The organism is Cytobacillus firmus (assembly GCF_023612095.1).
In the GTDB taxonomy this organism is placed as follows: domain Bacteria; phylum Bacillota; class Bacilli; order Bacillales; family Cytobacillaceae; genus Cytobacillus.
Genome location: NZ_CP086235.1, coordinates 1,497,448 through 1,521,481 on the forward strand (window position 1 = coordinate 1,497,448; position 24,034 = coordinate 1,521,481).

The 24,034-nt window shown below is 40.0% G+C and carries 25 protein-coding genes and 5 pseudogenes; 24 read left to right on the forward strand and 6 right to left on the reverse strand.

What is annotated here, in order from left to right:
• Nucleotides 1–249: a ferredoxin gene (locus LLY41_RS07550; protein ID WP_095244720.1), complete on the reverse strand. Its 249-nt coding sequence runs from the start codon at nucleotides 247–249 to the stop codon at nucleotides 1–3.
• A gap of 258 nt (nucleotides 250–507) precedes the next feature.
• Here LLY41_RS07550 and LLY41_RS07555 point away from each other — a divergent pair, with 258 nt between their 5' ends.
• The 5 genes from LLY41_RS07555 to LLY41_RS07575 all read left to right on the forward strand — a co-directional run bounded on the left by LLY41_RS07555 (nucleotide 508) and on the right by LLY41_RS07575 (nucleotide 5,007).
• Complete coding sequence (locus tag LLY41_RS07555; protein WP_304587340.1) at nucleotides 508–1,566, forward strand: YpbB family protein; 1,059 nt, start codon at nucleotides 508–510, stop codon at nucleotides 1,564–1,566.
• Complete coding sequence (locus LLY41_RS07560) at nucleotides 1,563–3,062, forward strand: RecQ family ATP-dependent DNA helicase (RefSeq protein ID WP_304587341.1); 1,500 nt, start codon at nucleotides 1,563–1,565, stop codon at nucleotides 3,060–3,062. Before LLY41_RS07555 ends, LLY41_RS07560 begins: the two co-directional genes overlap by 4 nt.
• Before the next feature lie 6 nt (nucleotides 3,063–3,068).
• Entirely contained in the window at nucleotides 3,069–3,662 is a 594-nt protein-coding gene (locus LLY41_RS07565; protein WP_304587342.1) for a CPBP family intramembrane glutamic endopeptidase, read from the forward strand.
• A 70-nt stretch (nucleotides 3,663–3,732) separates the two neighbouring features.
• On the forward strand, nucleotides 3,733–4,461 hold the full coding sequence (locus LLY41_RS07570; RefSeq protein WP_304587343.1) for a LysM peptidoglycan-binding domain-containing protein: 729 nt from the start codon (nucleotides 3,733–3,735) through the stop codon (nucleotides 4,459–4,461).
• Nucleotides 4,462–4,548: 87 nt separating this feature from the next.
• Nucleotides 4,549–5,007 carry a YpbF family protein gene (locus LLY41_RS07575; protein ID WP_076260412.1) on the forward strand — a complete coding sequence of 153 codons (459 nt, stop codon included), beginning with the start codon at nucleotides 4,549–4,551 and terminating at the stop codon, nucleotides 5,005–5,007.
• 38 nt (nucleotides 5,008–5,045) lie between these two features.
• Here the strand turns inward: LLY41_RS07575 and cotJC are convergent, their stop codons facing one another.
• The 3 genes from cotJC to LLY41_RS07590 form a co-directional block, all read right to left on the reverse strand.
• A complete protein-coding gene (cotJC, locus tag LLY41_RS07580) occupies nucleotides 5,046–5,615 on the reverse strand; it encodes a spore coat protein CotJC (protein WP_061792468.1) in 570 nt (189 codons plus the stop codon).
• 77 nt (nucleotides 5,616–5,692) lie between these two features.
• Nucleotides 5,693–5,953, reverse strand: a complete 261-nt coding sequence (locus LLY41_RS07585) for a spore coat protein CotJB (RefSeq protein ID WP_048008141.1) — start codon at nucleotides 5,951–5,953, stop codon at nucleotides 5,693–5,695.
• Nucleotides 5,953–6,180 (reverse strand): spore coat associated protein CotJA, encoded by a 228-nt coding sequence (locus tag LLY41_RS07590; RefSeq protein WP_076260414.1) that lies wholly within the window; start codon nucleotides 6,178–6,180, stop codon nucleotides 5,953–5,955. The genes LLY41_RS07585 and LLY41_RS07590 overlap by 1 nt, the downstream gene beginning before the upstream one ends.
• Nucleotides 6,181–6,326: 146 nt before the next feature.
• On the opposite strand from LLY41_RS07590, the gene LLY41_RS07595 reads away from it, so the two are divergent.
• The 7 genes from LLY41_RS07595 to LLY41_RS07625 all read left to right on the forward strand — a co-directional run bounded on the left by LLY41_RS07595 (nucleotide 6,327) and on the right by LLY41_RS07625 (nucleotide 12,729).
• Nucleotides 6,327–6,959 (forward strand): CBS domain-containing protein, encoded by a 633-nt coding sequence (locus LLY41_RS07595; RefSeq protein WP_095244714.1) that lies wholly within the window; start codon nucleotides 6,327–6,329, stop codon nucleotides 6,957–6,959.
• Between the two features lie 59 nt (nucleotides 6,960–7,018).
• Nucleotides 7,019–7,423 (forward strand): hypothetical protein, encoded by a 405-nt coding sequence (locus LLY41_RS07600; RefSeq protein ID WP_095244713.1) that lies wholly within the window; start codon nucleotides 7,019–7,021, stop codon nucleotides 7,421–7,423.
• A gap of 28 nt (nucleotides 7,424–7,451) precedes the next feature.
• Entirely contained in the window at nucleotides 7,452–8,228 is a 777-nt protein-coding gene (locus tag LLY41_RS07605) for a metallophosphoesterase (protein ID WP_095244712.1), read from the forward strand.
• 133 nt (nucleotides 8,229–8,361) lie between these two features.
• A complete protein-coding gene (locus LLY41_RS07610; protein WP_304587347.1) occupies nucleotides 8,362–9,267 on the forward strand; it encodes a MerR family transcriptional regulator in 906 nt (301 codons plus the stop codon).
• Between the two features lie 127 nt (nucleotides 9,268–9,394).
• Nucleotides 9,395–9,973 carry a genetic competence negative regulator gene (locus LLY41_RS07615; protein WP_095244710.1) on the forward strand — a complete coding sequence of 193 codons (579 nt, stop codon included), beginning with the start codon at nucleotides 9,395–9,397 and terminating at the stop codon, nucleotides 9,971–9,973.
• A gap of 387 nt (nucleotides 9,974–10,360) precedes the next feature.
• A complete protein-coding gene (locus tag LLY41_RS07620) occupies nucleotides 10,361–11,635 on the forward strand; it encodes a Glu/Leu/Phe/Val family dehydrogenase (protein WP_095244709.1) in 1,275 nt (424 codons plus the stop codon).
• A gap of 86 nt (nucleotides 11,636–11,721) precedes the next feature.
• Nucleotides 11,722–12,729, forward strand: coding sequence for a YpdA family putative bacillithiol disulfide reductase (locus LLY41_RS07625; protein WP_304587349.1), 1,008 nt, complete (start codon nucleotides 11,722–11,724; stop codon nucleotides 12,727–12,729).
• Nucleotides 12,730–12,752: 23 nt separating this feature from the next.
• Here the strand turns inward: LLY41_RS07625 and LLY41_RS07630 are convergent, their stop codons facing one another.
• A complete protein-coding gene (locus LLY41_RS07630) occupies nucleotides 12,753–13,706 on the reverse strand; it encodes an asparaginase (RefSeq protein WP_304588015.1) in 954 nt (317 codons plus the stop codon).
• A 146-nt stretch (nucleotides 13,707–13,852) separates the two neighbouring features.
• Between LLY41_RS07630 and prsW the strand changes: the two are divergent.
• The 9 genes and pseudogenes from prsW to fni all read left to right on the forward strand — a co-directional run bounded on the left by prsW (nucleotide 13,853) and on the right by fni (nucleotide 21,816).
• A pseudogene (gene prsW, locus LLY41_RS07635) lies at nucleotides 13,853–14,541 on the forward strand (glutamic-type intramembrane protease PrsW).
• Between the two features lie 198 nt (nucleotides 14,542–14,739).
• Nucleotides 14,740–15,497: pseudogene (gene sleB / locus LLY41_RS07640) on the forward strand (spore cortex-lytic enzyme).
• 14 nt (nucleotides 15,498–15,511) lie between these two features.
• Nucleotides 15,512–16,860, forward strand: a pseudogene (ypeB, locus tag LLY41_RS07645) (germination protein YpeB).
• 134 nt (nucleotides 16,861–16,994) lie between these two features.
• Complete coding sequence (locus LLY41_RS07650) at nucleotides 16,995–17,654, forward strand: flagellar brake protein (protein ID WP_304587351.1); 660 nt, start codon at nucleotides 16,995–16,997, stop codon at nucleotides 17,652–17,654.
• A gap of 87 nt (nucleotides 17,655–17,741) precedes the next feature.
• Nucleotides 17,742–17,927 (forward strand): YpfB family protein, encoded by a 186-nt coding sequence (locus tag LLY41_RS07655; RefSeq protein WP_370460250.1) that lies wholly within the window; start codon nucleotides 17,742–17,744, stop codon nucleotides 17,925–17,927.
• Between the two features lie 164 nt (nucleotides 17,928–18,091).
• The gene (gene cmk / locus LLY41_RS07660; RefSeq protein ID WP_095244702.1) at nucleotides 18,092–18,772 is read left to right on the forward strand and encodes a (d)CMP kinase; all 681 of its coding nucleotides are present in this window, start codon (nucleotides 18,092–18,094) and stop codon (nucleotides 18,770–18,772) included.
• Nucleotides 18,769–19,350: a lysophospholipid acyltransferase family protein gene (locus tag LLY41_RS07665; protein WP_304587353.1), complete on the forward strand. Its 582-nt coding sequence runs from the start codon at nucleotides 18,769–18,771 to the stop codon at nucleotides 19,348–19,350. The genes cmk and LLY41_RS07665 overlap by 4 nt, the downstream gene beginning before the upstream one ends.
• Before the next feature lie 253 nt (nucleotides 19,351–19,603).
• On the forward strand, nucleotides 19,604–20,743 hold the full coding sequence (gene rpsA / locus LLY41_RS07670) for a 30S ribosomal protein S1 (protein WP_095244700.1): 1,140 nt from the start codon (nucleotides 19,604–19,606) through the stop codon (nucleotides 20,741–20,743).
• 12 nt (nucleotides 20,744–20,755) lie between these two features.
• Nucleotides 20,756–21,816 (forward strand): annotated as a pseudogene (gene fni / locus LLY41_RS07675) (type 2 isopentenyl-diphosphate Delta-isomerase).
• A gap of 70 nt (nucleotides 21,817–21,886) precedes the next feature.
• On the opposite strand, the gene LLY41_RS07680 reads toward fni, so the two are convergent.
• Nucleotides 21,887–22,030 (reverse strand): YpzI family protein, encoded by a 144-nt coding sequence (locus LLY41_RS07680; protein ID WP_082138921.1) that lies wholly within the window; start codon nucleotides 22,028–22,030, stop codon nucleotides 21,887–21,889.
• A gap of 205 nt (nucleotides 22,031–22,235) precedes the next feature.
• Between LLY41_RS07680 and LLY41_RS22570 the strand changes: the two are divergent.
• The 3 genes and pseudogenes from LLY41_RS22570 to LLY41_RS07695 all read left to right on the forward strand — a co-directional run bounded on the left by LLY41_RS22570 (nucleotide 22,236) and on the right by LLY41_RS07695 (nucleotide 23,856).
• A pseudogene (locus LLY41_RS22570) lies at nucleotides 22,236–22,783 on the forward strand (YphA family membrane protein).
• Nucleotides 22,780–23,667, forward strand: coding sequence for a YIEGIA family protein (locus LLY41_RS07690; protein ID WP_095244697.1), 888 nt, complete (start codon nucleotides 22,780–22,782; stop codon nucleotides 23,665–23,667). Before LLY41_RS22570 ends, LLY41_RS07690 begins: the two are co-directional and overlap by 4 nt.
• A gap of 3 nt (nucleotides 23,668–23,670) precedes the next feature.
• Nucleotides 23,671–23,856, forward strand: a complete 186-nt coding sequence (locus LLY41_RS07695) for a capping complex subunit for YIEGIA (protein WP_048008161.1) — start codon at nucleotides 23,671–23,673, stop codon at nucleotides 23,854–23,856.
• Nucleotides 23,857–24,034: the final 178 nt, after the last annotated feature.

Sequence of the window (24,034 nt, forward strand, 5' to 3'; positions counted from 1 at the left end):
TTATTCGTATTTAAGCGCGTCGCCATCAAAAGCGTCATCAGCAACTTTGATTGAATCGGTTGGGCAGCCTTCGAATGCATCCATCATATCGTCAATCAATACATCTGGAATCTCAACGATACCCTGGTTATCATCAAGGGTAACAAATGCGATGCCTTCATCATCGTAATCATAAATGTCCGGTGCAGCTGCGCCGCAAGCTCCACATGCAATACATGTTTCTTTGTCAACAATTGTATACTTTGCCATGAAAAAAACCTCCCAAGAATTAAACAATTAATCTCCCATCAAGATGATGGTAACACATTCCTCACATCCTATTGTAAAACTGAATGTTCAACTTTTCAATAGAAAATGTATTGAGAATGCTTATCACATAAGGGTTTAGGCATAATTTACCCTGTTAGAAATAATTAAAACGGCCTGCCTATTTCTTTCATGATAAAATAGAAGTAAGAAAAAAAAGGTAATAAAAAATAAAAAATCTTAAGCCGTAAGGTGAACATAATGCAAAGACCTTATTTGAAATCTGTAATAATGTACTGTATTAACGAATTGCAGGGACAAAGAACTATCTATTCCATTTTACATTTGCTGAATGGAAAAAAGTCTTCCCAGACGATCCAAGATGCTCATCTATTTCAACTAACCCCGTTTTTTCGTACATTTGGAAATTTAAGCAGGGGAGTACTGGACCAACTTGCAGAAGAAATCCTAAGCAGCAGCTGGATGACTGCCATTGATGAAAAGCATTACATTTTAACTGCAGAAGGGAAGAAAGAGCTCGAAAGATCTCTTTTAGAATGTCCAATACCTTCATCATTAAACGGATGGCTGTATCATAGTACAAGTGAATTGTTTTGGGAGAGGATTACGCTTTTAATTCAGGTAATATCACACTTGAATAATAACAATGTAAAGTACCTTCCTATCCAAAGAAAAAGAGATATTCATGAATGGCTGAAAGACTTTCTGGGAACATCTGGATTTGCCCGCGATGAAGTTGGGGTTATGCTGTACAGGGAACTGGGTCAGTGCCTTGAAGAGCTGAGTGATATTAATCCTGCTGTGCTGACATTGAGGATGACAGGCTATAACCGCATTGGCCTCACAGCTGTTCAAGCTTCTGAACAGCTTGGAATCAGCCAGGATTATTACCACCATCAGTTCCTTGGAGCTATTCATCATATATTGGCAAGCGTAAGAGATAATTCTGCCGAATATCCGCTTATCAATAAGATCGTGAGCGATGCAGGAAATGAAGTTCAGCTAACATTGTCTGCCCAAAAGACTTACACAATGTTAAAACAGGGACTGGATTTGGATGCTATTGCTAAAATGAGAAGATTGAAAAAAAGTACTATTGAGGATCATGTTGTGGAAGTAGCATTAAACGACAGCCGGTTTAATATCACACCTTACGTCTCGAAGGAAAAACAGAAGCTGATTCTTTATGCAGCCAATCGTGCTGATTCAATGCAATTAAAGCAAATACGTCAAATAGTGCCTGAATCCGATTATTTTGAAATCAGATTAGTAATGGCAAAGCTTGGAGAGGGACAATGAGATTGGACGAACTTTTGGAAAGAAAATTTGGATATTCTGCCTTCAGACCTGGACAAAAAGAAATCATTGAATCCGTGCTCGCAGGCAGAAATACTGTTGCCATGCTCCCTACAGGTACGGGTAAATCCCTTTGTTATCAGCTGCCGGGATATATGATTGAAGGCCAGGTGATTATTATTTCTCCTTTGCTGTCCCTGATGCAGGATCAGGCGGAGCAGCTTATGATGAATGGGGAAAAAAAGGTGATAGCATTCAATTCTTTTCTATCCCGTTTTGAAAAAAAACAGGCATTAACTAATCTGAATCAGTATAAGTTTATCTTTATTTCACCCGAAATGCTTTACTATGAATCAGTACAATCTCAGCTGAAAAAATTGCGCATCGCTTTATTTGTTGTTGATGAAGCTCATTGTATCTCCCAATGGGGATATGATTTCAGGCCTGATTATTTAAAGCTTGGCGAAGTGAGGCAAAAGATAGGGAACCCGGTTACACTCGCTTTAACTGCCACAGCTACGCATGAGGTTAAAACAGATATAAAAAAGTCACTCGGCATACTGGACTGCAGCGAATTTATTTATTCGGTTGACCGTCCTAATATAGCGCTGACTGTAGAAAAGGCAGAAAATTTCCGTGTAAAAACAAAGAGGCTTGTGGAGCTTGCTGAGAGCCTTGAGGGTCCTGGCATTATATATTTTTCCAGCAAAAAAATGGCTGAACAAACAGCCGATATGCTGAGGGGAAATGGAGCCAAAAGAGTGATGGCTTATCATGGGGGAATGGACCAGGAAAGCCGCATCCTTGTGCAGCAGCAGTTTATCCATGGGCAGCTCGATCTTATTTGCGCTACAAGCGCCTTTGGCATGGGCATTAATAAAGATAACATCCGGTATGTGATACACTTTCATATGCCTCTTCAGATTGAATCTTATTTGCAGGAAATAGGACGGGCAGGAAGAGATGGAAAACAAAGTATAGCTATTATGCTCTATACACCCGGTGATGAGCAGCTTCCCATACAAATTGCAGAAAATGAATTTCCTGACAAGTCTCAAATTGATTGGATCAGCGGCTGGCTGGAAGAAAACCCGAATGTGATTACGAATATCAGTGCTTATGAAGAACAAATTAAACAGCTTTCCGGTTTAACAGAAATTCAGTGGAGAATATTTTATGATTTTTTTGAACGGAAAGCCAAATCCGGACTAGGGTATAAAAGGATTCTGCAGGAAATGAATGGGTACTGCGAAGGCAGAATCAAATTGAAAATAAATAGCATTGAGGAAATGTATGGGTGGATACACCATAAAAATTGCCGGAGAGAAAATATACTTTCCTTTTTTGATGAGGAAAAAAATATCCCGGTCCAATACTGCTGTGATATATGCGGTTTGCAATTGGATGAATTCATAAGAAGCACAAAATCAGATAATCAGGATAGTATGCATTATGATTGGAAGAATCATTTAGAATACCTCCTGATTCCAAGTGAGTGAACCGAATTGAAGAAAAAATACGAGGACATCATTAAGGAATTAACTGATAAGGAACTATTATTCCATCTTTATCTTACTCAGGTGCTTATTTTAGCCATTGCTTTCATCCTTAGTATTATATTATTTAACAGTTTTGAGGAATTCAAGGCTCTTTTTGTACTTGATGATATTAATATTCTTGTCATTGGGGCAGCGGCAGGATTGGCTGTTTTCCTGATTGATATTATCTTGATGAAGCTCCTCCCTGAGGAAATGTATGATGACGGAGGGTTAAATAAGAAAATTTTTCAAAACCGCCATATTCTTCATATTGCTTTTATTGCAGCAGTGGTGGCAATAAGCGAGGAATTTCTGTTCAGAGGTGTCATTCAGACTCATTTTGGACTTGCAATCTCCAGTCTTATTTTTGCACTTGTTCATTATCGATATCTTTTTAATTGGTTTTTGTTTGTAAATATTATTACATTAAGCTTTTTTATAGGTTATATTTATCATATATCCAATAATTTGCTTGTTACGATTGTTATGCATTTTCTGATTGATTTTCTTCTGGGTATCCTTATTCGAAAAAGGTACCTGAAAAAATCAAAAGAGGAATAGGCAATGAACAATAGATAACAGCAGTGTTAAATAAACTTCTTATGATTTTTTTTACAGGAAGGGATGAAACATGAGTAAAGAAGACCCATATAGAGATCAGGCTGAAAGACTCCGCAAGAGGATTGACAGAAAACAGGAAACGGGAGACAGCGGGCAAAAATCCGCTTTGCCGCCGCGGAGCCGTATACATCAGGAAAAAAGGAAAAAAAATAAATGGAGAGTTAAGTACCCTGTTATACGCTTGCTGGCTTTATTTTTTATCCTGCTCCCGATTACCATCTTCAGCATTTATCAATATGTAAGCAGTGATAAAAGCATCAATACCGGGTTAAATGCAGAATCTGAAGAAATTGGTTCTGAAACGGTCGTTTTTGCTACAAATGATGAAGATGAAGGGACAACCATAGAAGTAAGCGAAGAGCAGGAAACTGAGAAACCTGAACAAGCTAAAAAAGCTGAAGAGTCACAAGAAAAAGAAGCAGACAGCGACCAGCAGGAAAAACAGACTTCAGAAAAGCCTGATGAAGAAGATAAAGGTTCTGAGTCCGCATCCGAAAAGCAAGCCCGGCAAACAGCTCCTGATAGTACAGACTCGTCGAAAACTGACGGAACACAGGATGAATTAAAAAAGGAAGGCAAAGTTGTCTACCATACGGTTAAACCAAAGGAAACAATCTTTAGAATTGCCATGACCTATTATAAATCCCAATCCGGAATTGAAATAATAAAGCAAGCCAACAATTTGTCGTCAAATGAAATACAAACGGGCCAGGTATTAAAAATCCCGCTTGAGCACTAAAAGAGTCTAAGACCATTTGCTTTCTTATCTCCCAGTCATAGAACAATGTACGAGCTCATACATTGTTATGAAAGGGAGGGAGCGTTTTTGGAATCGCCGATTAGAATGCTTGACGAACGTACAGACCAGGCAACAAGAAAAATGCTTGAGAAAGTTGTGGAGAGAAAACAAAAGTTTGATCGATTCAAGTCCTGGCATTTAATTGCCATGTGGGCGACCGTTTTTATATCCTTTTTATTCTTTTTTTATCTTTATAAAAGTGTTATGCAGCCTTACTCTTACTCGTTTGCATCAATGTTTTCGGCTTTTGTCAAACAGTCTGCTAATTTCTATTTACTTGTTTTTACGGTTGGCGTTTATGGGTTTATGAATCTTCTGAGAGAAAAAAGAGATAAAGCAGAAAAAGAATTTCATGCACTAAGGTGTGAAATAATTGATAAGAGTAAAGATCTCTGGAAAAAAGAAGATGAATGGAAAAATCGCCATAACGTTTTCGAAATGATGAAAAAAAATTATGATATTAACCTTTATCATGAGAACAAATGAAAAAAGAAGCAGCCTGCCTGCTTCTTTTTGTTAAGTATTTAGAAGAATTTCTTTTTATCCCGTTCTTCCTTTAGAATCTCAACGGCTTCTCTGAAGCGCTGGGAGTGGATGATCTCTCTTTCTCTTAAAAAACGGAGTCCGTCATTTAGATCCGGATCATCACTCATATTTATTATCCACTGATAGGTTGCCCTTGCTTTCTCTTCTGCGGCGATATCTTCGTATAAATCTGCTATTGGATCCCCTTTTGCCTGGATATAAGAAGCTGTCCAAGGCACACCTGCAGCATTATGATAAAACAGGGCATTATCATGGTTAGCATAATGGGCATCCAGGCCTGCAGCCTTCATTTGATCAGGCGTAGCATCCTTCGTTAATTTATAAATCATTGTAGCGATCATTTCCAGATGTGCAAATTCCTCTGTTCCAATATCTGTAAGAAGTCCAATGACCTTATCCGGAATAGTATAACGCTGGTTTAAATATCTTAGAGCGGCAGCAAGTTCTCCGTCCGCACCCCCATATTGTTCAATTAGATACTTTGCCAGTTTAGGATTGCAAGTGCTCACCTTCACCGGATATTGCAGTTTCTTTTCATAAACCCACATTTTATTCTCAGCCTCCTTTGGAAGTCCGTTAGTAAGCCTTGAGCGCCTCCATATTAAGAAGGCGCCTGAAAATCAATTTATACCTGCCATGGCCACGGGGGATCATCCCAATTCCATGGCTGTCCCGAATAGCTGTGGCCAAATTGCATTAATGGACCATATTTGCTTTCAATGGCATTTCTCAGCTTTTTCCGTTCTTTTGCGTAATGGTTGAATTGCTTAATGGCTTCTGTATCATTATTGTGCGTATCAAGGTATAAAGTCAGCTCAACAAGTACAAAGTCTACAGCCTGAAGCTGTTCAAGAAGCTGGTAATAATCTGCGGGTAATTGTTTCATCACTGCTGTCCCTCCCTGGCTTTTTCATAGGGACTGTACCATGGATCATAGAAAGCCTTCCACAGAGTTCCTGTTTTTAAGGCCTGCATTGGTGTAAATTGTTCCAGTCCCGGCGGCTGAAATCCCATATAAAGGTTCGGAGGTGTGGAATAAGTTTTGACCTTAATTGGAGTGCAGGGGTCAAAGGGGCTAACATATGGGTGCCAGGTCTTACGGAGTGTATTCATCATAATCCCTCCTTTTTATGCGTCATTGAAACTTATGAGATCCACAGTGGTTTTATGATCGTTTACTCCAATAAAAAGAGGGAAAAGTTGAATAAATGGCGAAATAAATGGTAGGTCTAATTAATATTACTTTTGAGGTGATGGCAATGTTTGTGAAAAGTATTATGATTCCGAAGCATAACTGTAAAACAATCGGACAGGATGAAGCATTGAAAGATGCTCTGGATTTGCTTGAGGACAACCAGATCGATGGACTTCCTGTGTTGGATGGAGATCAATATGCCGGCATAATTACCAGGTATGGAATATATGAGAACTTCTTTTTATCAGGAAAATCAAAGGAAGAGTTTCTTAGAGGAACACTCGTAAAAGATATTGCCACACATCAGGAGCAATATTTGCAGGGAAATGAAATTTTTGAAAAAACACTGCTGGATTTAAAGGATTTTCCTTTACTTGCTGTTTTGGGCGAAAACCGTAAATTCCTGGGGATCGTCACCCGTTTTGATGTTCTGGCTCAATTTCAATCTGCTTTCGGGACGAATAAACCCGGTGTCAGGATTGCGTTTACCTCTGTGGAAGCAGAAGGGCGAATTGCCCGTTTGGCCGAAATCGCCCATTATTTCCATGAACACATCATATCTCTTGTTACTTTTGATGAAACAGACAAGCTGGTCCGCCGCATTGTGATGAAAGTAGAGAAAAATGATAATATGGATAAGTTCATCAGCCGGCTTGAAAAATCAGGTTTCCGTGTTCTGGATATTACAGAAGATTAATGTATATATAGTCAACAAAATAAATCCTTCTCATACACTCTGTATGGGAGGGATTTTTATTGTTTATTATTTTGCTGAAGCTGGTGACAGGCTTTATTGGCGGCATTTTATATATAAAATTTTTTCCGGTGTCTATTCCCATGGGCATTTCAGATATGATTGTGATTTTTGTGCTCGAGCCTGCAGGTTTTGTTCTGGGAATGACTTTTTTTCTTATCTCCTTTATAGCCAACGCAGAAATCATTAGGATGATCATTGAACGGACTGCCGGGATTTTTAAAAATATCAAGTCATCGAAAGAAAGCAATGCTTTGTTTGGGACTGTTCTGATCTTATTGCTGATGGGGTGCTTTTTTACTTTGTCAGTCCTTTCGCCATGGGAAGCGTTTGCCCTTTTCTGTTTTTCGGCAATCTATGGTATTATTTCTTTAGATTTCAAGAAATTCAATTTTGCTGGAGACTGAGTAAAGGCGATTGATGGCAGGAGGATTTATGATATACTTAATAGCTTTAACCTTAATTGGCGGTACAGGTTTACTTTTGTTTATGCTTAGGGAGGCATTTGCAGATAGAATTATATATAAAGAGCTTACCTTTCCTGAATTTCCGGAAAGCTTTGGTGAAATAAAGCTTTTTTTTATTTCTGATATTCATAGGAGGACAGTATCAGAAACCATAATCGGGGAGATAAAAGAGAAGAAACCTGATCTGGTGATTATTGGCGGTGATCTCTTGGAAAAAGGAGTTCCTTTTGATAGAGTAAAGAAAAACCTGCTGAGTTTGATGGAATGCGGGCCTGTCTATTTCGTGTGGGGAAACAATGATTATGAAGTGGATTACCATCAGCTCGACGCCCTCCTCCTCGAATGCGGAGTTAAAATTCTAGATAACACTGCCCTCGCCTTTGAATCTGCGGAAGGTGAGCGTTTTATCCTGCTGGGTACAGATGATCTCAGCAAAGAGAGGGATCGGCTCGACCTTGCACTTGAGGATGCAGGCTCTGATGGATTTCGGGTTCTCGTCAGCCATGATCCGCGAATCGTTAATAGTATAGAAAAAGAACAAAATATTCGCCTTGTCTTAAGCGGGCATACGCATGGGGGACAAATACATATTTTGGGATATAGCCCTTATGAAAAGGGACGGATAAAAGTGCTGCCGCAAACAACAATTCTGATCAGCAACGGCTATGGTACGACTGGAGTGCCTTTAAGGCTGGGGGCAAAGTCTGAAACTCACTTCATCACCTTAAAAAAACTGATATCTTAGCTTCAAAATGAAAACACATCCAGATTTTACAATTCTTACGGTCATTTTTATACTTTTTAAGCAGGGATAATTTTTGAAATTTAATCGCTGTCCAGCGATATTTGCTAATTAGCATTGAAGGGAGGGCTTTAGCATGGCAACTGAAGAAGGTAAATATAATATTAAGGCCGTTTCTAAGATGCTCGGCATTCAGCCAGGAACCTTACGGGCGTGGGAAAGGCGATATCAAATCGTTGCTCCAAAGAGAAATGAATCCGGCCACAGACTATACACCGAAGAGCATATCAAAATATTAAAATGGCTGATCAGGAAAGTAGATCAGGGCTTTTCCATCAGCCAGGCTGTTTCCCTTCTGGAGAACAAGGAATTAAATGCCGAGCCGCTTCAGATGGATAAGGAAGGAGACCGGTCGGGTGCCCTTGCCAATGAGCTTCTTGAAGCTCTCCTTCATTTTAATGAATCGAAAGCGCATGATTTGATTAATCAGGCTTTTAGTTTTTACACAATAGATAAAGTCCTAATTGATATACTAGGCTCTCTATTAGTGGAAATTGGACATCTATGGGAGAATGGGAAAATTACCAGTGCTCATGAGCACTTTGCCTCGTCCATATTAAGATCAAGAATAGGGATGATTCTGCATTCCTTTCCGCATAACGGGGTTCTGCCCAAGGTAGTAGCAGTTTGCGGCCCTGGAGAAGCTCACGAATTAGGACTTTTAATTTTTACGTTATTCCTGCGGAGAAGAGGATTTGAGGTTGTTTACCTGGGGACAAGCATTGCTGACGAAGATATTGACACTGTAATTGGAGTGGTTAAACCCAAGTTTTTATTCCTGTCTTGTACAATGAAGTCCAATGTGCCGGAAACCCTTAAACTTTCAGAGAGGCTTACCGGGACTTATGGTAACATCCATGTAGGCATTGGGGGATTCGGCATTGACTCCCTAAGTAATGAAGAAAAAATGAAGTATGAACAGTTTATACCCGGCAGTTCTCCGCAAGAATGGGAAAAATGGATTAAAGAACGGCTCCTGTAAACAAAAGGTCTGGCGGTTAAATTGCCGGGTCTTTTCTTTTTTTAGTCACAGAAAAAAAGACGACTCACAAACTAAGCAATATATCATACACTAAACCAAAGAGTTGGTTCAGGTCAGGGGGCTTAAAATGCGCTTAGAACGTTTGAATTATAATAAAATCAAAATCTTTCTCACTTTAGATGACTTGAATGATAGGGGACTCACTAAGGAAGATGTCTTGAAGGATTCATTAAAATGGCATCAGCTTTTTCATGAAATGCTGGAAGAAGCAAGTGAAGAATTCGGTGTAGACATTCAGGGCTCAGTAGCAGTGGAGATTTTCTCCATGCAGGCGCAGGGAATGGTGATGATTGTTACGATGGAGGAGCAGATGGATGAAGAGCTCCTTGAGGATGGTTTTATTGAAATGCAGGTAACTGTTGATGGCAGTGAAGATATATTATTCGAATTCCGGGATTTTGAAGATGTAATTCAAATGGCAAATAGTCTGAACAACGTGCAGGTTGAGGAAGGAAGCCTATACTTTTATAAAGAAAAGTATTTTTATCATGCAAGAGATTTGGAGGGAGAAAATATTCACCGGGTAATTGCCATATTAGCTGAGTACGGTGATTCGGCTTTTACAAGCATTCACGTTATTCAGGAATATGGGAAAGTGCTGATCGAAGCCAATGCTGTAAAAAAGCTGGTGGAATATTTCTCATAATGTGAAAGAGGGGATCCAACCTCTTTTTTTATGCAGGTCACTCTTTGCAATCTTCATTCGCTGCATCCAGCAACGAATCTCCATTAATAGCTCATGAATTATATAAAAATTGGGTAAACCAAATATAGGCAAACAGCTGCAATAATATTATATATAACGCTGTTTCTTTACAAAAGGAACAGGATGTTTCTTTTGCCCTTCAGCGGGAAAAGGAGTACTGGGAGTAAACAGAAAATTCCCTTTAATACCAACGCTGACAGCGTTTTCATTAAAATATCAAAAAATGCGGAAAACTGCATTATTCTTCTTGCATAAATTAGGCAAAGGTGTATACTATTCCATGGAAGCGGACAACTAATGAAAGTGATTTTTCTAGGAGGTTTACAAATGGTAGCCGAGAAAGGTACTGATTCAAATAAAGCTGAAAAATTGGACGTTTTAAAGTCGACTCAAACGGTCATACATAAGGCTTTAGGGAAGCTGGGTTATTCTGATGAGGTGTATGAGCTTCTTAAAGAGCCAATTCGTATGATGACAGTGAAAATTCCTGTACGGATGGATGACGGAACAGTAAAAGTCTTTACTGGCTACCGGGCCCAGCATAATGATGCTGTTGGTCCTACTAAAGGCGGTATTCGTTTTCACCCGAATGTAACTGAAAAGGAAGTAAAGGCACTGTCAATTTGGATGAGCCTGAAATGCGGAATTGTAGATCTTCCATACGGCGGAGGCAAAGGCGGAATCGTTTGTGACCCGCGCGATATGTCCTTCGGTGAGTTAGAGCGGCTAAGCCGCGGATATGTTCGGGCAATCAGTCAAATTGTAGGTCCTACTAAGGATATTCCTGCGCCTGATGTATTTACCAACTCGCAGATCATGGCATGGATGATGGATGAATACAGCCGGATTGATGAATTTAATTCCCCAGGCTTTATTACCGGTAAACCACTTGTACTTGGGGGTTCACATGGACGGGAGTCAGCGACAGCTAAAGGGGTTACAATTTGCATTCGGGAAGCTGCCAAGAAAAAAGGCATTAACCTTGAAGGTGCAAGAGTTGTTGTTCAGGGATTCGGAAACGCTGGAAGTTTCCTCTCAAAGTTTATGCATGATGCAGGTGCGAAGGTTGTTGGTATTTCAGATGCTTATGGCGGGTTATATGATCCGAACGGCCTTGATATTGATTACCTCTTAGATCGACGTGACAGCTTCGGTACTGTGACCAAATTGTTTAATGATACAATTTCAAATAAAGAGCTGCTTGAACTTGATTGCGATATTCTGGTCCCGGCAGCCATAGAAAACCAGATAACACAAGAAAATGCACATAACATAAGAGCTGGCATTGTAGTGGAGGCGGCCAATGGTCCAACTACTTTGGAAGCAACACGGATTCTGTCTGAGCGGGGAATCCTGCTAGTCCCTGATGTACTGGCTTCTGCAGGCGGTGTAACAGTATCCTATTTCGAATGGGTCCAAAATAACCAGGGATATTACTGGACTGAAGAAGAAGTAGAAGAGAAGCTTGAGAAAGTCATGGTTAAATCATTCGATAATATCTATCAGACATCCCAAACACGCCGTGTCGATATGCGTCTGGCTGCGTATATGGTAGGCGTCAGAAAAATGGCGGAAGCTTCAAGATTCCGCGGGTGGATTTAACTGTAAATCTCCACATTTGAATATTCATAAAAAATCTCCTATCATAAACTGATGGGAGATTTTTTATAGACAGCAGCATGAAATACTTGTTTTGGCATTTAAGGAGTGAGAATCTTGAATATAGACGCTATTATTGTTGGGGAGGGCCCTGCGGACTGGCAGCTGCCATAGCCCTTCAGGAAGCAGGAAAAAACCCCCTAGTTATCGAAAAGGGCAATATCGTAAATGCAATATACAACTACCCGACACACCAGACTTTCTTCAGCACAAGTGAGAAACTCGAAATCGGCGGGGTGCCCTTCATAACGGAAAATTACAAGCCTAAGAGAAACCAGGCGCTAACGTATTACCGGGAAGTGGTGAAAAGAAAGGGCATTAAGGTCAATGCTTACGAAAAAGTTTTAAATGTAGTAAAAAAACATCCCGAAGTATTTGAAGTGCAAACTGACAAGAGGGATTATACAGTCAAAAACGTCATAATTGCTACAGGTTATTATGATAATCCCAATTACATGAAAGTTCCCGGTGAGGATCTTGCAAAGGTATTTCACTATTTCAAAGAAGCTCACCCGTTTTTTGATAAAGACGTAGCAGTTATCGGAGGGAAAAACTCAAGCGTTGATGCCGCAATCGAACTGGTAAAAGCAGGCGCAAGAGTAACAGTGATCTATCGCGGAACAGAATATTCACCAAGCATAAAGCCCTGGATTCTGCCTGAGTTTGAATCTTTAGTGAAAAATGGCGTGATTAAAATGGAATTCAATGCACATGTGAACGAAATCAGTGAAAATAAGCTTTTATATACAGTGGATGGTAAAACTTTTGACATTAAGAACGATTTTGTGTTTGCCATGACTGGCTATCATCCTGATCATGGGTTTTTAAGAAATATGGGGATTCAAATTAATGATGAAACCGGGCGCCCTCAATTTAACCCTGAAACAATGGAAACGAATGTCCCTGGAATATTTATTGCAGGTGTAATAGCTGCAGGAAATAATGCCAACGAAATTTTTATTGAAAATGGAAGATTTCACGGCGGACAAATAGCAAAAGCAATAATTGAAAAAGAGAGCGGAAACGGCAAAGGCTGATCATTTCGGATCAGCCTTTTTATTTATATTTGAAAAATCTCTTCGATATTTTGCTGTGTTTCGAGTCCAATTAACAGTTTAATTCTGGCTTTTTGTCCATTAAGCCCATTTGAAAATATAACCCCCATGTCCTTGAGGTGTTTTCCGCCTCCGTCATAACCATATACATCTTGTGCAATTCCATTGAAGCAGCGGGAAACCAATACAATCGGAATGTTTTTTCCAGTAAGGGTTTTAATGCCCTCAATTGTGGCTGGGGGCAGATTACCTTGTCCAAGTGCTTCGATAACAACACCATCGAAATCTAAATTCCCTATCGCATGAAGCAAAGAAGAATCCATTCCGGCAAAAGCTTTAATGAGTGTGACTTTTTTTTCAACTGTATCCAAAGGGTAGTATTCTCTATTTGTCGGCGCATTATGGAATAATACACCTCTCTTTGTGACTATTCCAATTGGCCCATACTGAGGGCTCTGGAAAGTAGAGACATTACTCGTATGTGTTTTTGTAACATTTTCTGCTGTATGAATTTCATCATTTAAAACGACAAGGACCCCTTTGTCTTTTGCTTCTTCACATGCAGCCACACGAATAGAAGAAATGAGGTTGTAAAGTCCGTCTGAACCGATTTCATTACTCGATCTCATTGCACCTGTTACAACGATCGGAAGGGGTGTTTTCACACTTAAGTCCAAAAAATAGGCTGTCTCTTCTAATGTATCTGTTCCATGAGTAATCACTACGCCGCTAATCTCTTCCTTTGCAAGGCTGTTTTCAATGATTTCCTTCAATTTAAGCATTTCCTTTGGCGTAATATGCGGTGAAGGAAGGTGGAATGGCTCTTCAACCATTAATTCTGCAAGGGACAGAAGTTCCTTTGTTTTTTCCGTTAATGGATTATTATCTGTTGGTTTTACGGCACCTGTTGCTGCATCCTCGCTCATTGAAATGGTGCCTCCTGTGTGTATAACTAGTATCTTTTTTTCTCCATGTTAATCCCCCAATTTTCGCTTTGAAAAATAAATATGATGCGGAATATTTCTTTTCCAATATTTGAATAATCATTTTAATTCTTTCTATATCATGATACGATTAAGAAAACAGATTGAAAAGAGGACAGCTCATGCTGGGAATATTATCCGCTGGCATCGCGCCGGGACTGGCACTATTAAGTTATTTTTATTTAAAAGATCAATATGAGTCAGAACCCATATCAATGGTTTTTAAAACTTTTTTGTTTGGTGCCTTGCTTGTGTTCCCCATCATGTTTATCCAATACGTTTTAGAAGCTGAAGGGGTGCTCCAGTCCAGTTTAGCGGATGCATTTTTATCATCAAGCATGCTGGAGGAATTCTTTAAATGGTTTATATTATTCTATACTATTTATCAGCAAGTAACCTTTGATGAACCATATGATGGAATTGTGTATGGTGCCTCGGTATCACTCGGCTTTGCTACTGCAGAAAATATCTTCTATCTCATCGGGCTAGGTGTGGAACACGCACTTGGGAGGGCCTTGCTCCCGGTTTCCAGTCATGCTCTCTTCGGTGTTATTATGGGCTATTATATAGGAAAAGGAAAATTCTCGGCAACGTCTACAAAAAATGGATAGCCTTTTCACTTCTTGTACCTTTTCTCCTTCACGGTATTTACGACTATATCCTCATTTCCCTAAAACATTGGATGTTTATCATGTTTCCATTTATGATCTTCCTTTGGTGGCTGGGCTTAAGAAAAGTTAAAAAAGCAAGGGCTCATAGCGTAAGGCATATGAATAATCAATTTGAAATACAGAAAACCCTCCATTCCTGATGGAGGTTTTTTTTTATTTGCCGCCAACCTTAATAAATGATTCAAGTTATTGAATAAAAAGCCAGAGACTACAAAAAATAGAGTCAATGATAAAAGATTGACTTTTGGAGGTTATAATCCATGAAAAAGAAATTTATGGCAGGAAAGGTGTTACTCATAATCTCCCTTTGTGTTCTGGGAATTCCATTGAGCGGGAATATGGAAAAAGCCAATGCCTTTTCAAATCAGGTGATTCAGCACGGGGCTGTAGGTGACGATGTTATAGAACTTCAATCACGTCTGCAGTATTTAGGCTTTTACAACGGGAAGATCGATGGAGTCTTTGGGTGGGGAACCTATTGGGCGCTTAGGAACTTCCAATATGAATTTGGACTTCCCATTGATGGGCTTGCAGGCCAGGAAACAAAAAACAAGCTCGTGAAAGCATCTAAATATAATGAACAGTATGTGAAGGAACAAATCAATAAGGGCAATAAATTTACCCATTATGGCGGGGTGGAAACTGACAAACAGACTAAGCCTCAGCAAGGGTCAACGGGGGAACAGCACAGCAGCAGGAAGCTCCCAAACAGCCCACTGCTTCAAATGTCCCGAATGGATTCTCGGAAAACGATATCCAGCTAATGGCCAATGCAGTCTATGGAGAGTCAAGAGGGGAACCGTATACAGGCCAGGTGGCAGTTGCTTCAGTTATCTTAAACCGTGTAAACAGTGCTTCATTCCCAAACACTGTTTCTGGCGTCATTTTTGAGCCTCGTGCTTTTACTGCTGTTGCCGATGGACAGATATGGCTAACGCCTAATGAGACGGCAAAAAAAGCAGTACTGGATGCGATTAATGGATGGGATCCGACAGGAGAGGCGCTGTATTATTTTAATCCGGATACTGCTACAAGCGGATGGATTTGGACACGGCCGCAAATCAAGCGGATTGGAAAACATATATTCTGTAAATAGAGGGGTGAATTATCATGCTTAGAGGAATTCTTATTGGGATACTTGCACTGGGTGTTGCCGGTACAGCGTTTTGGGGTTATCAGGAACACCGGGAGAAAAATGCAATCCTCATTAATGCTGAAAATAATTATCAAAGAGCATTTCATGATTTAACATATCAAGTCGACCTATTGCATGACAAAATTGGAACAACTTTAGCGATGAATTCGAGAGCTTCACTCTCACCTGAATTGGCAGAAGTATGGAGATTGACTTCAGAAGCCCACTCGGACGTAGGTCAGCTGCCTCTAACACTTCTTCCTTTCAATAAAACCGAAGAGTTTTTATCCAATATCGGAGATTTCAGTTATCGGACAGCAGTAAGAGATTTAGAGAAGGAGCCATTATCGGAAAAGGAATACCAAACGCTCAAACAGCTTTATAAGCAATCTGCGGATGTTCAGCAGGATTTACGTAAAGTACAGCATATGGTTCTTGAAAAGAACTTGAGATGGATGGATGTGGAAATGGCTCTCGCGTCCAATAAAGAACCTGCAGACAATACCATTATAGATGGCTTTAAAACAGTGGAAAAAACAGTTGAAGGCTATGGAGAGACAGACTTTGGACCTGCATTTGTAAATATGCAGAAAAAGGATGAAAACTACAAATATCTGAAGGGCAAAGAAATTTCAAAAAAAGAAGCTGCACGTATCGGTCAGCACTATGCAGGTCTGGGGAAGAATGTGAACATCAGAGTAACGGAAAACGGCAAGGGATCTGATTACGGGTTTTTCAGTGTGAGTATCCAAAACAAGAAAACAAATGAAGAAGCAAACATGGATATTACCAAAAAAGGCGGCTATCCAATCTGGTATATCCTGGACCGGAAAGTGGCGAAACAAAAAGTAAGCCTTAATGAGGCAAGCAATAATGCAGTTAAATTTCTAAAGGACAATGGCTTTAAAGATCTGGATTTATTCGAGAGTGCCCAATATGACAATTTAGGGTATTCACCTTTGTTTCGAATCAGGAGGGTGTAAGAATTTATCCGGACTCCATTCGTGTGAAAATTGCGCTTGACAATGGCGGGATGACTGCTTTTTCTGCCGAAGATTATTTAAAATCTCATCACCAGCGTGAAATTCCAGAGCCTGCGATTACTGTGGAAGAGGCAAGAACAAAGGTGAATCCGCAGTTGAAGGTCATGGAAGACAGGCGTGCAATAATTATTAACGATTTGAATCAGGAAGTTTCCTGTTATGAATTTATGGGCACATTGGGTGAAGATACTTACAGGATTTATATAAATGCAGAAACAGGACAGGAAGAAAAAGTTGAAAAGCTTAAGAATGCAGAACCAATATATGAAGATGTAGTGTAGAGAAAGCCGGATAGGCTTTCTCTCTTTTTAGGTCTTTTTGCTCAAAAGAAGCAAAAATGTTATTGCAGGATTCTTATATAGCGTTCATAATTAAATGACAAGATTATCCTTTTACTATGGGGAAGTGTGGAAGTGTGATAAATATTGGTGAAGCATTGATGCTCGAATTGACGTACTCCGAAAAACCTGAAAATTATAAATGTAAGCTTGCCGAAAGAGAAGGAAATAGCTTATATATTGATTATCCAATAAATCAGGAAACGAATAAAACTGCATTTCTGGTCGATGGTACACAGCTGAAGGCTACCTTTTTAGCTGATGATGGAACGGTATATCTTTTTGAAAGCGAAGTTCTAGGAAGAGTTAAGAAAAAAATCCCGATGATGATTTTATCATATCCCGGGGATGAACATTTAGTGAAAATTCAAAGACGGCAGTTTGTCCGGATAGAAACACCAGTTGATGTTGCAATCCATTCGGAAAATAACGAGTTCTCTCCTTTTGTATCCGTTACGGATGATATAAGTGCAGGCGGGGCTGCAATCATCGCTAAGATGGACAGTTCCTTAAAAGCCAATATGAAAATACTTACATATTTCGTATTAGCCATGCAAAACGGTGTCAATTATTATTTGAAACTTAAAAGTAACGTAATAAGAGTCTCTGATCCCCGAAATGGCAAATCGCTAATTTCTGTTCAATTTATGGAGGTAAGCCCGCAGGACAGGCAATTGCTTTTGCGTTTTTGTTTCGAAAGGCAATTGGCCATGAAGAAAAAAGGCCTGGAAATATGAATAAAGGAATAATTTTTATATTCATCTCTCATAATAGATGGTGAAGTCTATTGAATTGATTCTATATTTCCAGTTGGAGAGATGGCCATGATGAAAACGGTGGAGAGGATTATTCTTAAATTAATAATAGTACAATTTATTTTCCTGCTGATCACTCAATTTTTCTTTCATCATATGGATGCATTTCCGGAATTAAAGCAGCTGACACAGTATGAAGGTGTCACAGATCAGAATTTTACTGAGCTGCTTGAAACTTTCAGAAAAAATAATTAGCAGGCAGGCGCCTGCTTATTTTTGTGGTGAAATTTTTAAAAACTGCTTTAAAAATTTGCAAGACTTAAAATACAGCTTATTTATGCACTGAAGAAGACTTATTATGTTAAAATAAAGCGGAATGAACCTGGAGAAAAAGCGGCCAGGGTTACACAGGAGGAACTATGAGTAAACGTATATCAATCGCAATTGACGGCCCAGCTGCTGCAGGGAAAAGTACAGTAGCAAAGATCGTGGCCGAGAAATTATCTTACATATATATTGATACTGGTGCCATGTATCGGGCCTTGACTTATAAAGCAATTCAGAAAAATACAAGCCTTGAAGATGAAGCCTCTCTTATGGAGATTTTAAACAATACAGTTATTGAACTGCAGCCAGGCGAAAAAGGGCAATTAATTTATCTGGACGGCCAGGATGTGACAAATGAAATCAGAACTTCCGAAGTGACAAATTCTGTTTCCGTTGTTTCCATGCATAAGCTGGTTAGGGAAGAAATGGTTTCGCGCCAGCAAAGCTTTGCTTTAAATGGAGGAGTGGTAATGGATGGCCGGGATATCGGAACTCATGTCCTGCCCCATGCAGAAGTGAAGGTTTTCCTTCTGGCTTCTGTCGATGAAAGAGCTCTAAGGCGGCATAACGAAAATATCCAAAAGGGATATTCATCTGACCTGGACAAGTTGAAGGAGGAAATCTCTCTTAGGGACAAGCTGGACTCTGAACGTGAAGTAGCTCCATTAAAAAAAGCGGCTGATGCAAAGGAGATTGATACAACCTCATTGTCAATTGGGCAGGTAGTCGACAGGATAATGGATCTGGCTATTGAAAGGATTGGTTCAAAGTGAATCTCTACGCTTTTGCCAAAGCGGCAGTCTATGGGGTTCTAAAACCCATTTACAGATTTGAAGTATTCGGAAAGGAGAACTTTCCGGAAGAAGGCGGGGTTCTCCTTTGCTCTAATCATATAGATAATCTGGATCCTCCCGTAGTCGGCATTAATGCTCCTAGGCCAGTATATTTCATGGCCAAAGAAGAGCTTTTTAATGTTCCGGTCCTAGGGAAAATTGTTCCCCATCTAAATGCTTTTCCTGTCAAAAGAGGAATGAGTGACAGGGAAGCGTTAAGAAAAGGTCTTGGAATTCTAAAAGAAGGAAATGTTTTAGGTCTGTTCCCGGAGGGTACTAGGAGTAAAACGGGACAGCTGGGAAAAGGGCTGGCCGGAGCAGGTTTTTTTGCTCTCAGATCGGAAGCGCATGTTGTTCCCTGCGCCATTATTGGTCCTTATAAAGCTTTTTCAAAATTAAAAGTTGTTTACGGGAAACCAATTGATATGAAAGAGCTTCGAGAAAGAAAGGCATCAGCGGAGGAAACCACAGAAATGATTATGTCTGAAATCCGTAAATTAATTGAAGATTACTCTTAGACCTTCTTGCTTGACAAAAAACTTCTTTTGTAAGAAGTTAGTAAAAAGGCATTTTTTTAAAAGGCGAAAATATTCGAAAAATAAGGCTTTCCTTTACTGAACAATTTTATAATTAAAACAGTTGAAAAATAGCCTGTAAATAATTAGCCATTCGAGTATTTCTGCTGCTGACACAGGGTTCTTGCCTGGATGGCAGGCAGTTGAATACAGATTAAAAATTTGAAAGCAGCCATTGGATTAAGGAGGAATACATATGTCAGAGGAAATGAATCAAGTAGAAGTTAAAAATTTTGAGGTGGGTGACAAGGTAAAAGGCCAAGTTACCAAGGTTGAAGAAAAGCAAGTCATCGTTGATCTTGCTGACAGCAAACTGGATGGGATTATCCCAATCAGCGAGCTTTCAAGCCTTCACATTGAAAAAGCCGGCGATGCGGTATCAGAAGGAGATCAACTCGAGCTTGAGGTTTTAAAAGTTGAGGAAGATGCTCTTATTCTTTCAAAACGTAAAGTTGATGCCGGTAAGTCATGGGAAACTCTCGAACAGAAATTCAATGAGGGTGAAGTTTTTGAAGCAGAAATAAAAGATGTAGTTAAAGGCGGATTAGTAGTAGACCTGGGTGTTCGCGGATTTGTTCCAGCTTCCCTGGTTGAAGCTCATTTTGTTGAAGATTTTACTGATTATAAAGGCAAAACGATGACATTTAAAATTGTTGAGCTTGATAAAGATAAAAATCGCCTGATTCTTTCCCATCGTGCTGTAATAGAGGAAGAAAAAGGCAAGCAGAAACATCAAGTGCTGGAGTCCCTTCAGGCAGGTGAGGTTCTGGATGGAACAGTTCAAAGAATTACTGACTTTGGAGCATTTGTTGATATCGGCGGAATCGATGGACTTGTCCATATTTCCCAGCTTTCCTATGAGCATGTGGAAAAGCCTTCAGATGTTGTCGAGGAAGGCCAAAAAGTGCAAGTGAAAGTATTAAGCGTCGACCGCGACAATGAACGCATTTCACTATCCATTAAGGAGACTCTTCCTGGACCATGGGATAATATCGGCGAGAAGGCTCCTAAAGGCAGTACACTTGATGGAACAGTAAGAAGACTTGTTTCATACGGAGCATTTGTTGAAGTTTTTCCTGGTGTTGAAGGACTTGTCCATATTTCTCAAATTGCTCATAAGCATATCGGAACTCCGCATGAAGTTCTAAGCGAAGGACAGGAAGTGAAAGTGAAGGTTCTTGATGTGAACGAACAGGATCAGCGCCTGTCATTGAGCATCAAAGATCTGCTTGAAAAAGAGCAGGAAGAAGTGACTGACTATGAACTTCCTGAAGAAACAAAAGGCTTCTCGCTTGGTGATATGATTGGCGACCAGCTAAAGAATTTAAAAAAGTAATGGTGATAAATTGTGTCCAGATCAAAACGTAAATGGGATCATATCCAGCATGCTTTAGCAACAGGCCAGAGCAGCAATACCGGTTTAGCCGATATTGCTTTTGTACATCAAAGCCTTCCTGATGCGTTTCTTGATCAGGCAGATTTAGGCACTTCAATTGGCGAACTTTCATTAAGTTCGCCAATTTTCATAAATGCCATGACAGGGGGCGGAGGAGAAAGAACGGTTCAAATTAACCGGGATCTCGCCTTGGCCGCCAAATCAACAGGCCTTGCTATGGCAGTAGGGTCTCAGATGTCTGCACTTAAAGATCCAAGTGAAGCAGAATCCTACCGGGTTGTCAGACGGGAAAACTCCCGAGGAATTATTTTAGGCAACTTAGGAAGTGAAGCTACAATCGATCAGGCAAAAGCAGCAGTTGATATGATTGAAGCAAATGCACTGCAAATTCATTTAAATGCTGTACAGGAATTGACCATGCCGGAAGGTGACCGTGATTTTCGCGGTGCATTAAAAAGAATTGAAAAAATTGTCGCCCATTCCGAAGTTCCAGTAGTAGTAAAAGAAGTAGGGTTTGGCATAAATAAAGAAGCAGCTTCAATGCTTGCCTCAGTCGGCGTTAAAGGCATTGATATCGGCGGATTTGGAGGAACAAATTTCTCCCGTATTGAAAATGCAAGAAGAGATAGACTGTTAACGTTTTTCGATGAATGGGGAATACCGACAGCTGTCTCCATTGCAGAAGCTGCATCTTTAAAAGCAGGCGTTGCTGTTATTGCTTCCGGGGCATTCGGACAAGCTATGAAATAGCAAAGGCAATTGCACTTGGTGCAGGAGCTGCTGGGATGGCGGGGTTCTTTTTAAAGGTCCTAATGAAAGAAGGAATTGAGGCACTTATCGAAGAAATTAACAACATTCATTCTGAATTGAAGATGATCATGACAGCTTTGGGGACAAAAAGCATCGCGGAACTCCAGCAGTCTCCCATAATCATATCTGGAAGGACCCATCATTGGCTGAATGAACGCGGAATTGAGACAAAAGCATATTCCAGGCGGACCATCCAAAAATAGCTCTCGTCATTTGACGAGAGCTATTTTTTTCATTCTGGCTGCAGTGCATAGCAAGGCGAAGCAGCTTTTCTTAACTGTATTTCGAATCATTCAGAGATCTGGCTTCTTCGGGACTCTGCATCTTGGAAGCTCCAGGATAATGAAGTGCCTGGTCGCGATCGGACTCCACTTTTCCGCTATTTTTTAGCTTTTTTTCCTGTCTGTCTTTGCCCATATATAACACCTCCATGTTATTAAGATGAAGTGAGCGCGTGAGAATTATGCAAAAAGACAGCTGGGATTCATTTGGCAATGCTTTTGAATTTGAAGGGTTAATTTACATACGAAGTAGCCATAATGGAAATGATAGGAGGTAGAGGATGGAAGGATTATTTTTTTATTGGATTTCCTGGATGGTTTGGATTATGGCGACTTTTTTTATGGCTCGAACGAATAAATACAGGTTTTTATTGTCTGCCTGGATCTTATGCTTAATGATCCTGTCACCCTTGACACTTAATATCCTTAATTTTGAAATTGGTATCGCTGCACTTTTTTTGCTTGTATCACTATATATTTTCGCCCGGAGACTAAAAAAGTTGAGCAAACTTTATTTCCTTTTTTGCACATTCATCCTGATGATGGCCTATGTCACTTTTCACCTTTTTGAACTGTTTGATCCTGTTTGGGTGATTTTCCCCGGGAATGGATGCTTTCATTCCTTATGGTTTATATGGCTGTACTCCTGCAAAAAAACAGAATGCTCAGGCTGCCGTTAATATTGCTCGGGGGCATCCAGGGAGAATTTCTATATGCCTTTATCCTTAAACCATTTTCCTTTCCGTATACGATTGGATCATTGGCCTTTTTGGATATCATGAGCATTTCATTTTCCATATCGGCTTTATGGATTGCGGTGCATTGGACGGTCCAATACATTGAAGCCAACTTTAAACATTTTGAAAGGGAGAAACAAAAATTATCATGAGTGAATACACATACCCGATTCTTTTTGGTCTGGCTATAGGAACCTTGACACGTATTTATATGCTTCGGACCGATTACCGTCAATACCCTACATATTTGCACGGGAAAATTATTCATGTTGCTTTAGGATTCATTGCTGCAGGCCTTGGAACGGTGGCTATTCCTTCAATTATGGAGGAAGACTTCACAGCCGTCACCTTTCTGACTCTGGCTGCATCCCAGTTTAGAGAAGTCAGAAATATGGAGAGAAACACACTGACTGAACTGGACAGCTACGAAATGGTTCCGAGAGGAAAAACATATATAGAAGGTGTAGCAATAGCCTTTGAAAGCAGGAATTATCTTGTAATCTTCACATCATTGCTTAGTACGCTAGGCTATCTGCTGTTTAATATATGGGGAGGTCTTGCGGCAGCCGTTCTTGCCATAGTGGTTTCCACGAAATTGATGTCGGGTGGAAGGCTGAAGGATATTGTAGATGTTGAGTTTGTGGAACCGCGTTTTGATGGAGCAGGCTTGTATGTGGACAATATTTACATTATGAATATCGGTTTGCCTGAAAGGCAAGAGGAAGTGCTCCGATATGGCATGGGCTTTATTTTAAATCCAAAAAATTTCAATGCCCGATCCACTATTGCCAATCTGGGACAGAGGCAGGCTATATTGCATGATGTTTCTACTGCTTTGGGTGTTTACCGGGATTCAGGGACTCCTGCGCTTGTTCCTCTGGCGAAAAGGGATCTGGATGATGGGCGTGTTGGGGTATTTGTTTTGCCCCAGGTAAAGGATGTTAATAAAGCCCTAAAAGTCATCGAAGCAGTCCCGACACTCGAAAATGCGATTAGGATGCCTTCTGAACGGCAAACGAATGGGAAAGGAAGTTAGAGTATGGTGCTTGAAAAATACATACTGGCTGCTATTACAACAAATCCATCCAAGATACCGTCAGGGACTGCCGTTTTTCATTGTGAAGATAAAAAAGAAATGGAAATCATCGCAGCCAATCTTGAAGCAATTCTAGACGGAATTGCCCATGCCTTAACAGAAGAACTTTATGTAATTGTTAAGCATTAAGGGAGGTTTCCAAGTTTTTCATTGCCGTGAAGGTTTCTCTTTGTTAAAATATCTAAGTTAGACCCTTCTATCTTTGAGAAGGGTTTATTTTATAAATGTAAAGCGGTTTGGATGGTTTTAACATCAATGTAGTGTTATTGTGGACAGCCATCTGTATGCTTACTTTAAGTAAAAGGCA

Bases quoted from the DNA above. Each gene is read 5' to 3' on its own strand.
- LLY41_RS07550 (WP_095244720.1), bottom strand. From the start codon at position 249: ATGGCAAAGTATACAATTGTTGACAAAGAAACATGTATTGCATGTGGA.
- LLY41_RS07555 (WP_304587340.1), top strand. From the start codon at position 508: ATGCAAAGACCTTATTTGAAATCTGTAATAATGTACTGTATTAACGAA.
- LLY41_RS07560 (WP_304587341.1), top strand. From the start codon at position 1,563: ATGAGATTGGACGAACTTTTGGAAAGAAAATTTGGATATTCTGCCTTC.
- LLY41_RS07570 (WP_304587343.1), top strand. From the start codon at position 3,733: ATGAGTAAAGAAGACCCATATAGAGATCAGGCTGAAAGACTCCGCAAG.
- cotJC (WP_061792468.1), bottom strand. From the start codon at position 5,615: ATGTGGGTTTATGAAAAGAAACTGCAATATCCGGTGAAGGTGAGCACT.
- LLY41_RS07585 (WP_048008141.1), bottom strand. From the start codon at position 5,953: ATGAAACAATTACCCGCAGATTATTACCAGCTTCTTGAACAGCTTCAG.
- LLY41_RS07590 (WP_076260414.1), bottom strand. From the start codon at position 6,180: ATGAATACACTCCGTAAGACCTGGCACCCATATGTTAGCCCCTTTGAC.
- LLY41_RS07595 (WP_095244714.1), top strand. From the start codon at position 6,327: ATGTTTGTGAAAAGTATTATGATTCCGAAGCATAACTGTAAAACAATC.
- LLY41_RS07605 (WP_095244712.1), top strand. From the start codon at position 7,452: ATGATATACTTAATAGCTTTAACCTTAATTGGCGGTACAGGTTTACTT.
- LLY41_RS07610 (WP_304587347.1), top strand. From the start codon at position 8,362: ATGGCAACTGAAGAAGGTAAATATAATATTAAGGCCGTTTCTAAGATG.
- LLY41_RS07615 (WP_095244710.1), top strand. From the start codon at position 9,395: ATGCGCTTAGAACGTTTGAATTATAATAAAATCAAAATCTTTCTCACT.
- LLY41_RS07620 (WP_095244709.1), top strand. From the start codon at position 10,361: ATGGTAGCCGAGAAAGGTACTGATTCAAATAAAGCTGAAAAATTGGAC.
- LLY41_RS07655 (WP_370460250.1), top strand. From the start codon at position 17,742: ATGATGAAAACGGTGGAGAGGATTATTCTTAAATTAATAATAGTACAA.
- cmk (WP_095244702.1), top strand. From the start codon at position 18,092: ATGAGTAAACGTATATCAATCGCAATTGACGGCCCAGCTGCTGCAGGG.
- rpsA (WP_095244700.1), top strand. From the start codon at position 19,604: ATGTCAGAGGAAATGAATCAAGTAGAAGTTAAAAATTTTGAGGTGGGT.
- LLY41_RS07680 (WP_082138921.1), bottom strand. From the start codon at position 22,030: ATGGGCAAAGACAGACAGGAAAAAAAGCTAAAAAATAGCGGAAAAGTG.
- LLY41_RS07690 (WP_095244697.1), top strand. From the start codon at position 22,780: ATGAGTGAATACACATACCCGATTCTTTTTGGTCTGGCTATAGGAACC.
- LLY41_RS07695 (WP_048008161.1), top strand. From the start codon at position 23,671: ATGGTGCTTGAAAAATACATACTGGCTGCTATTACAACAAATCCATCC.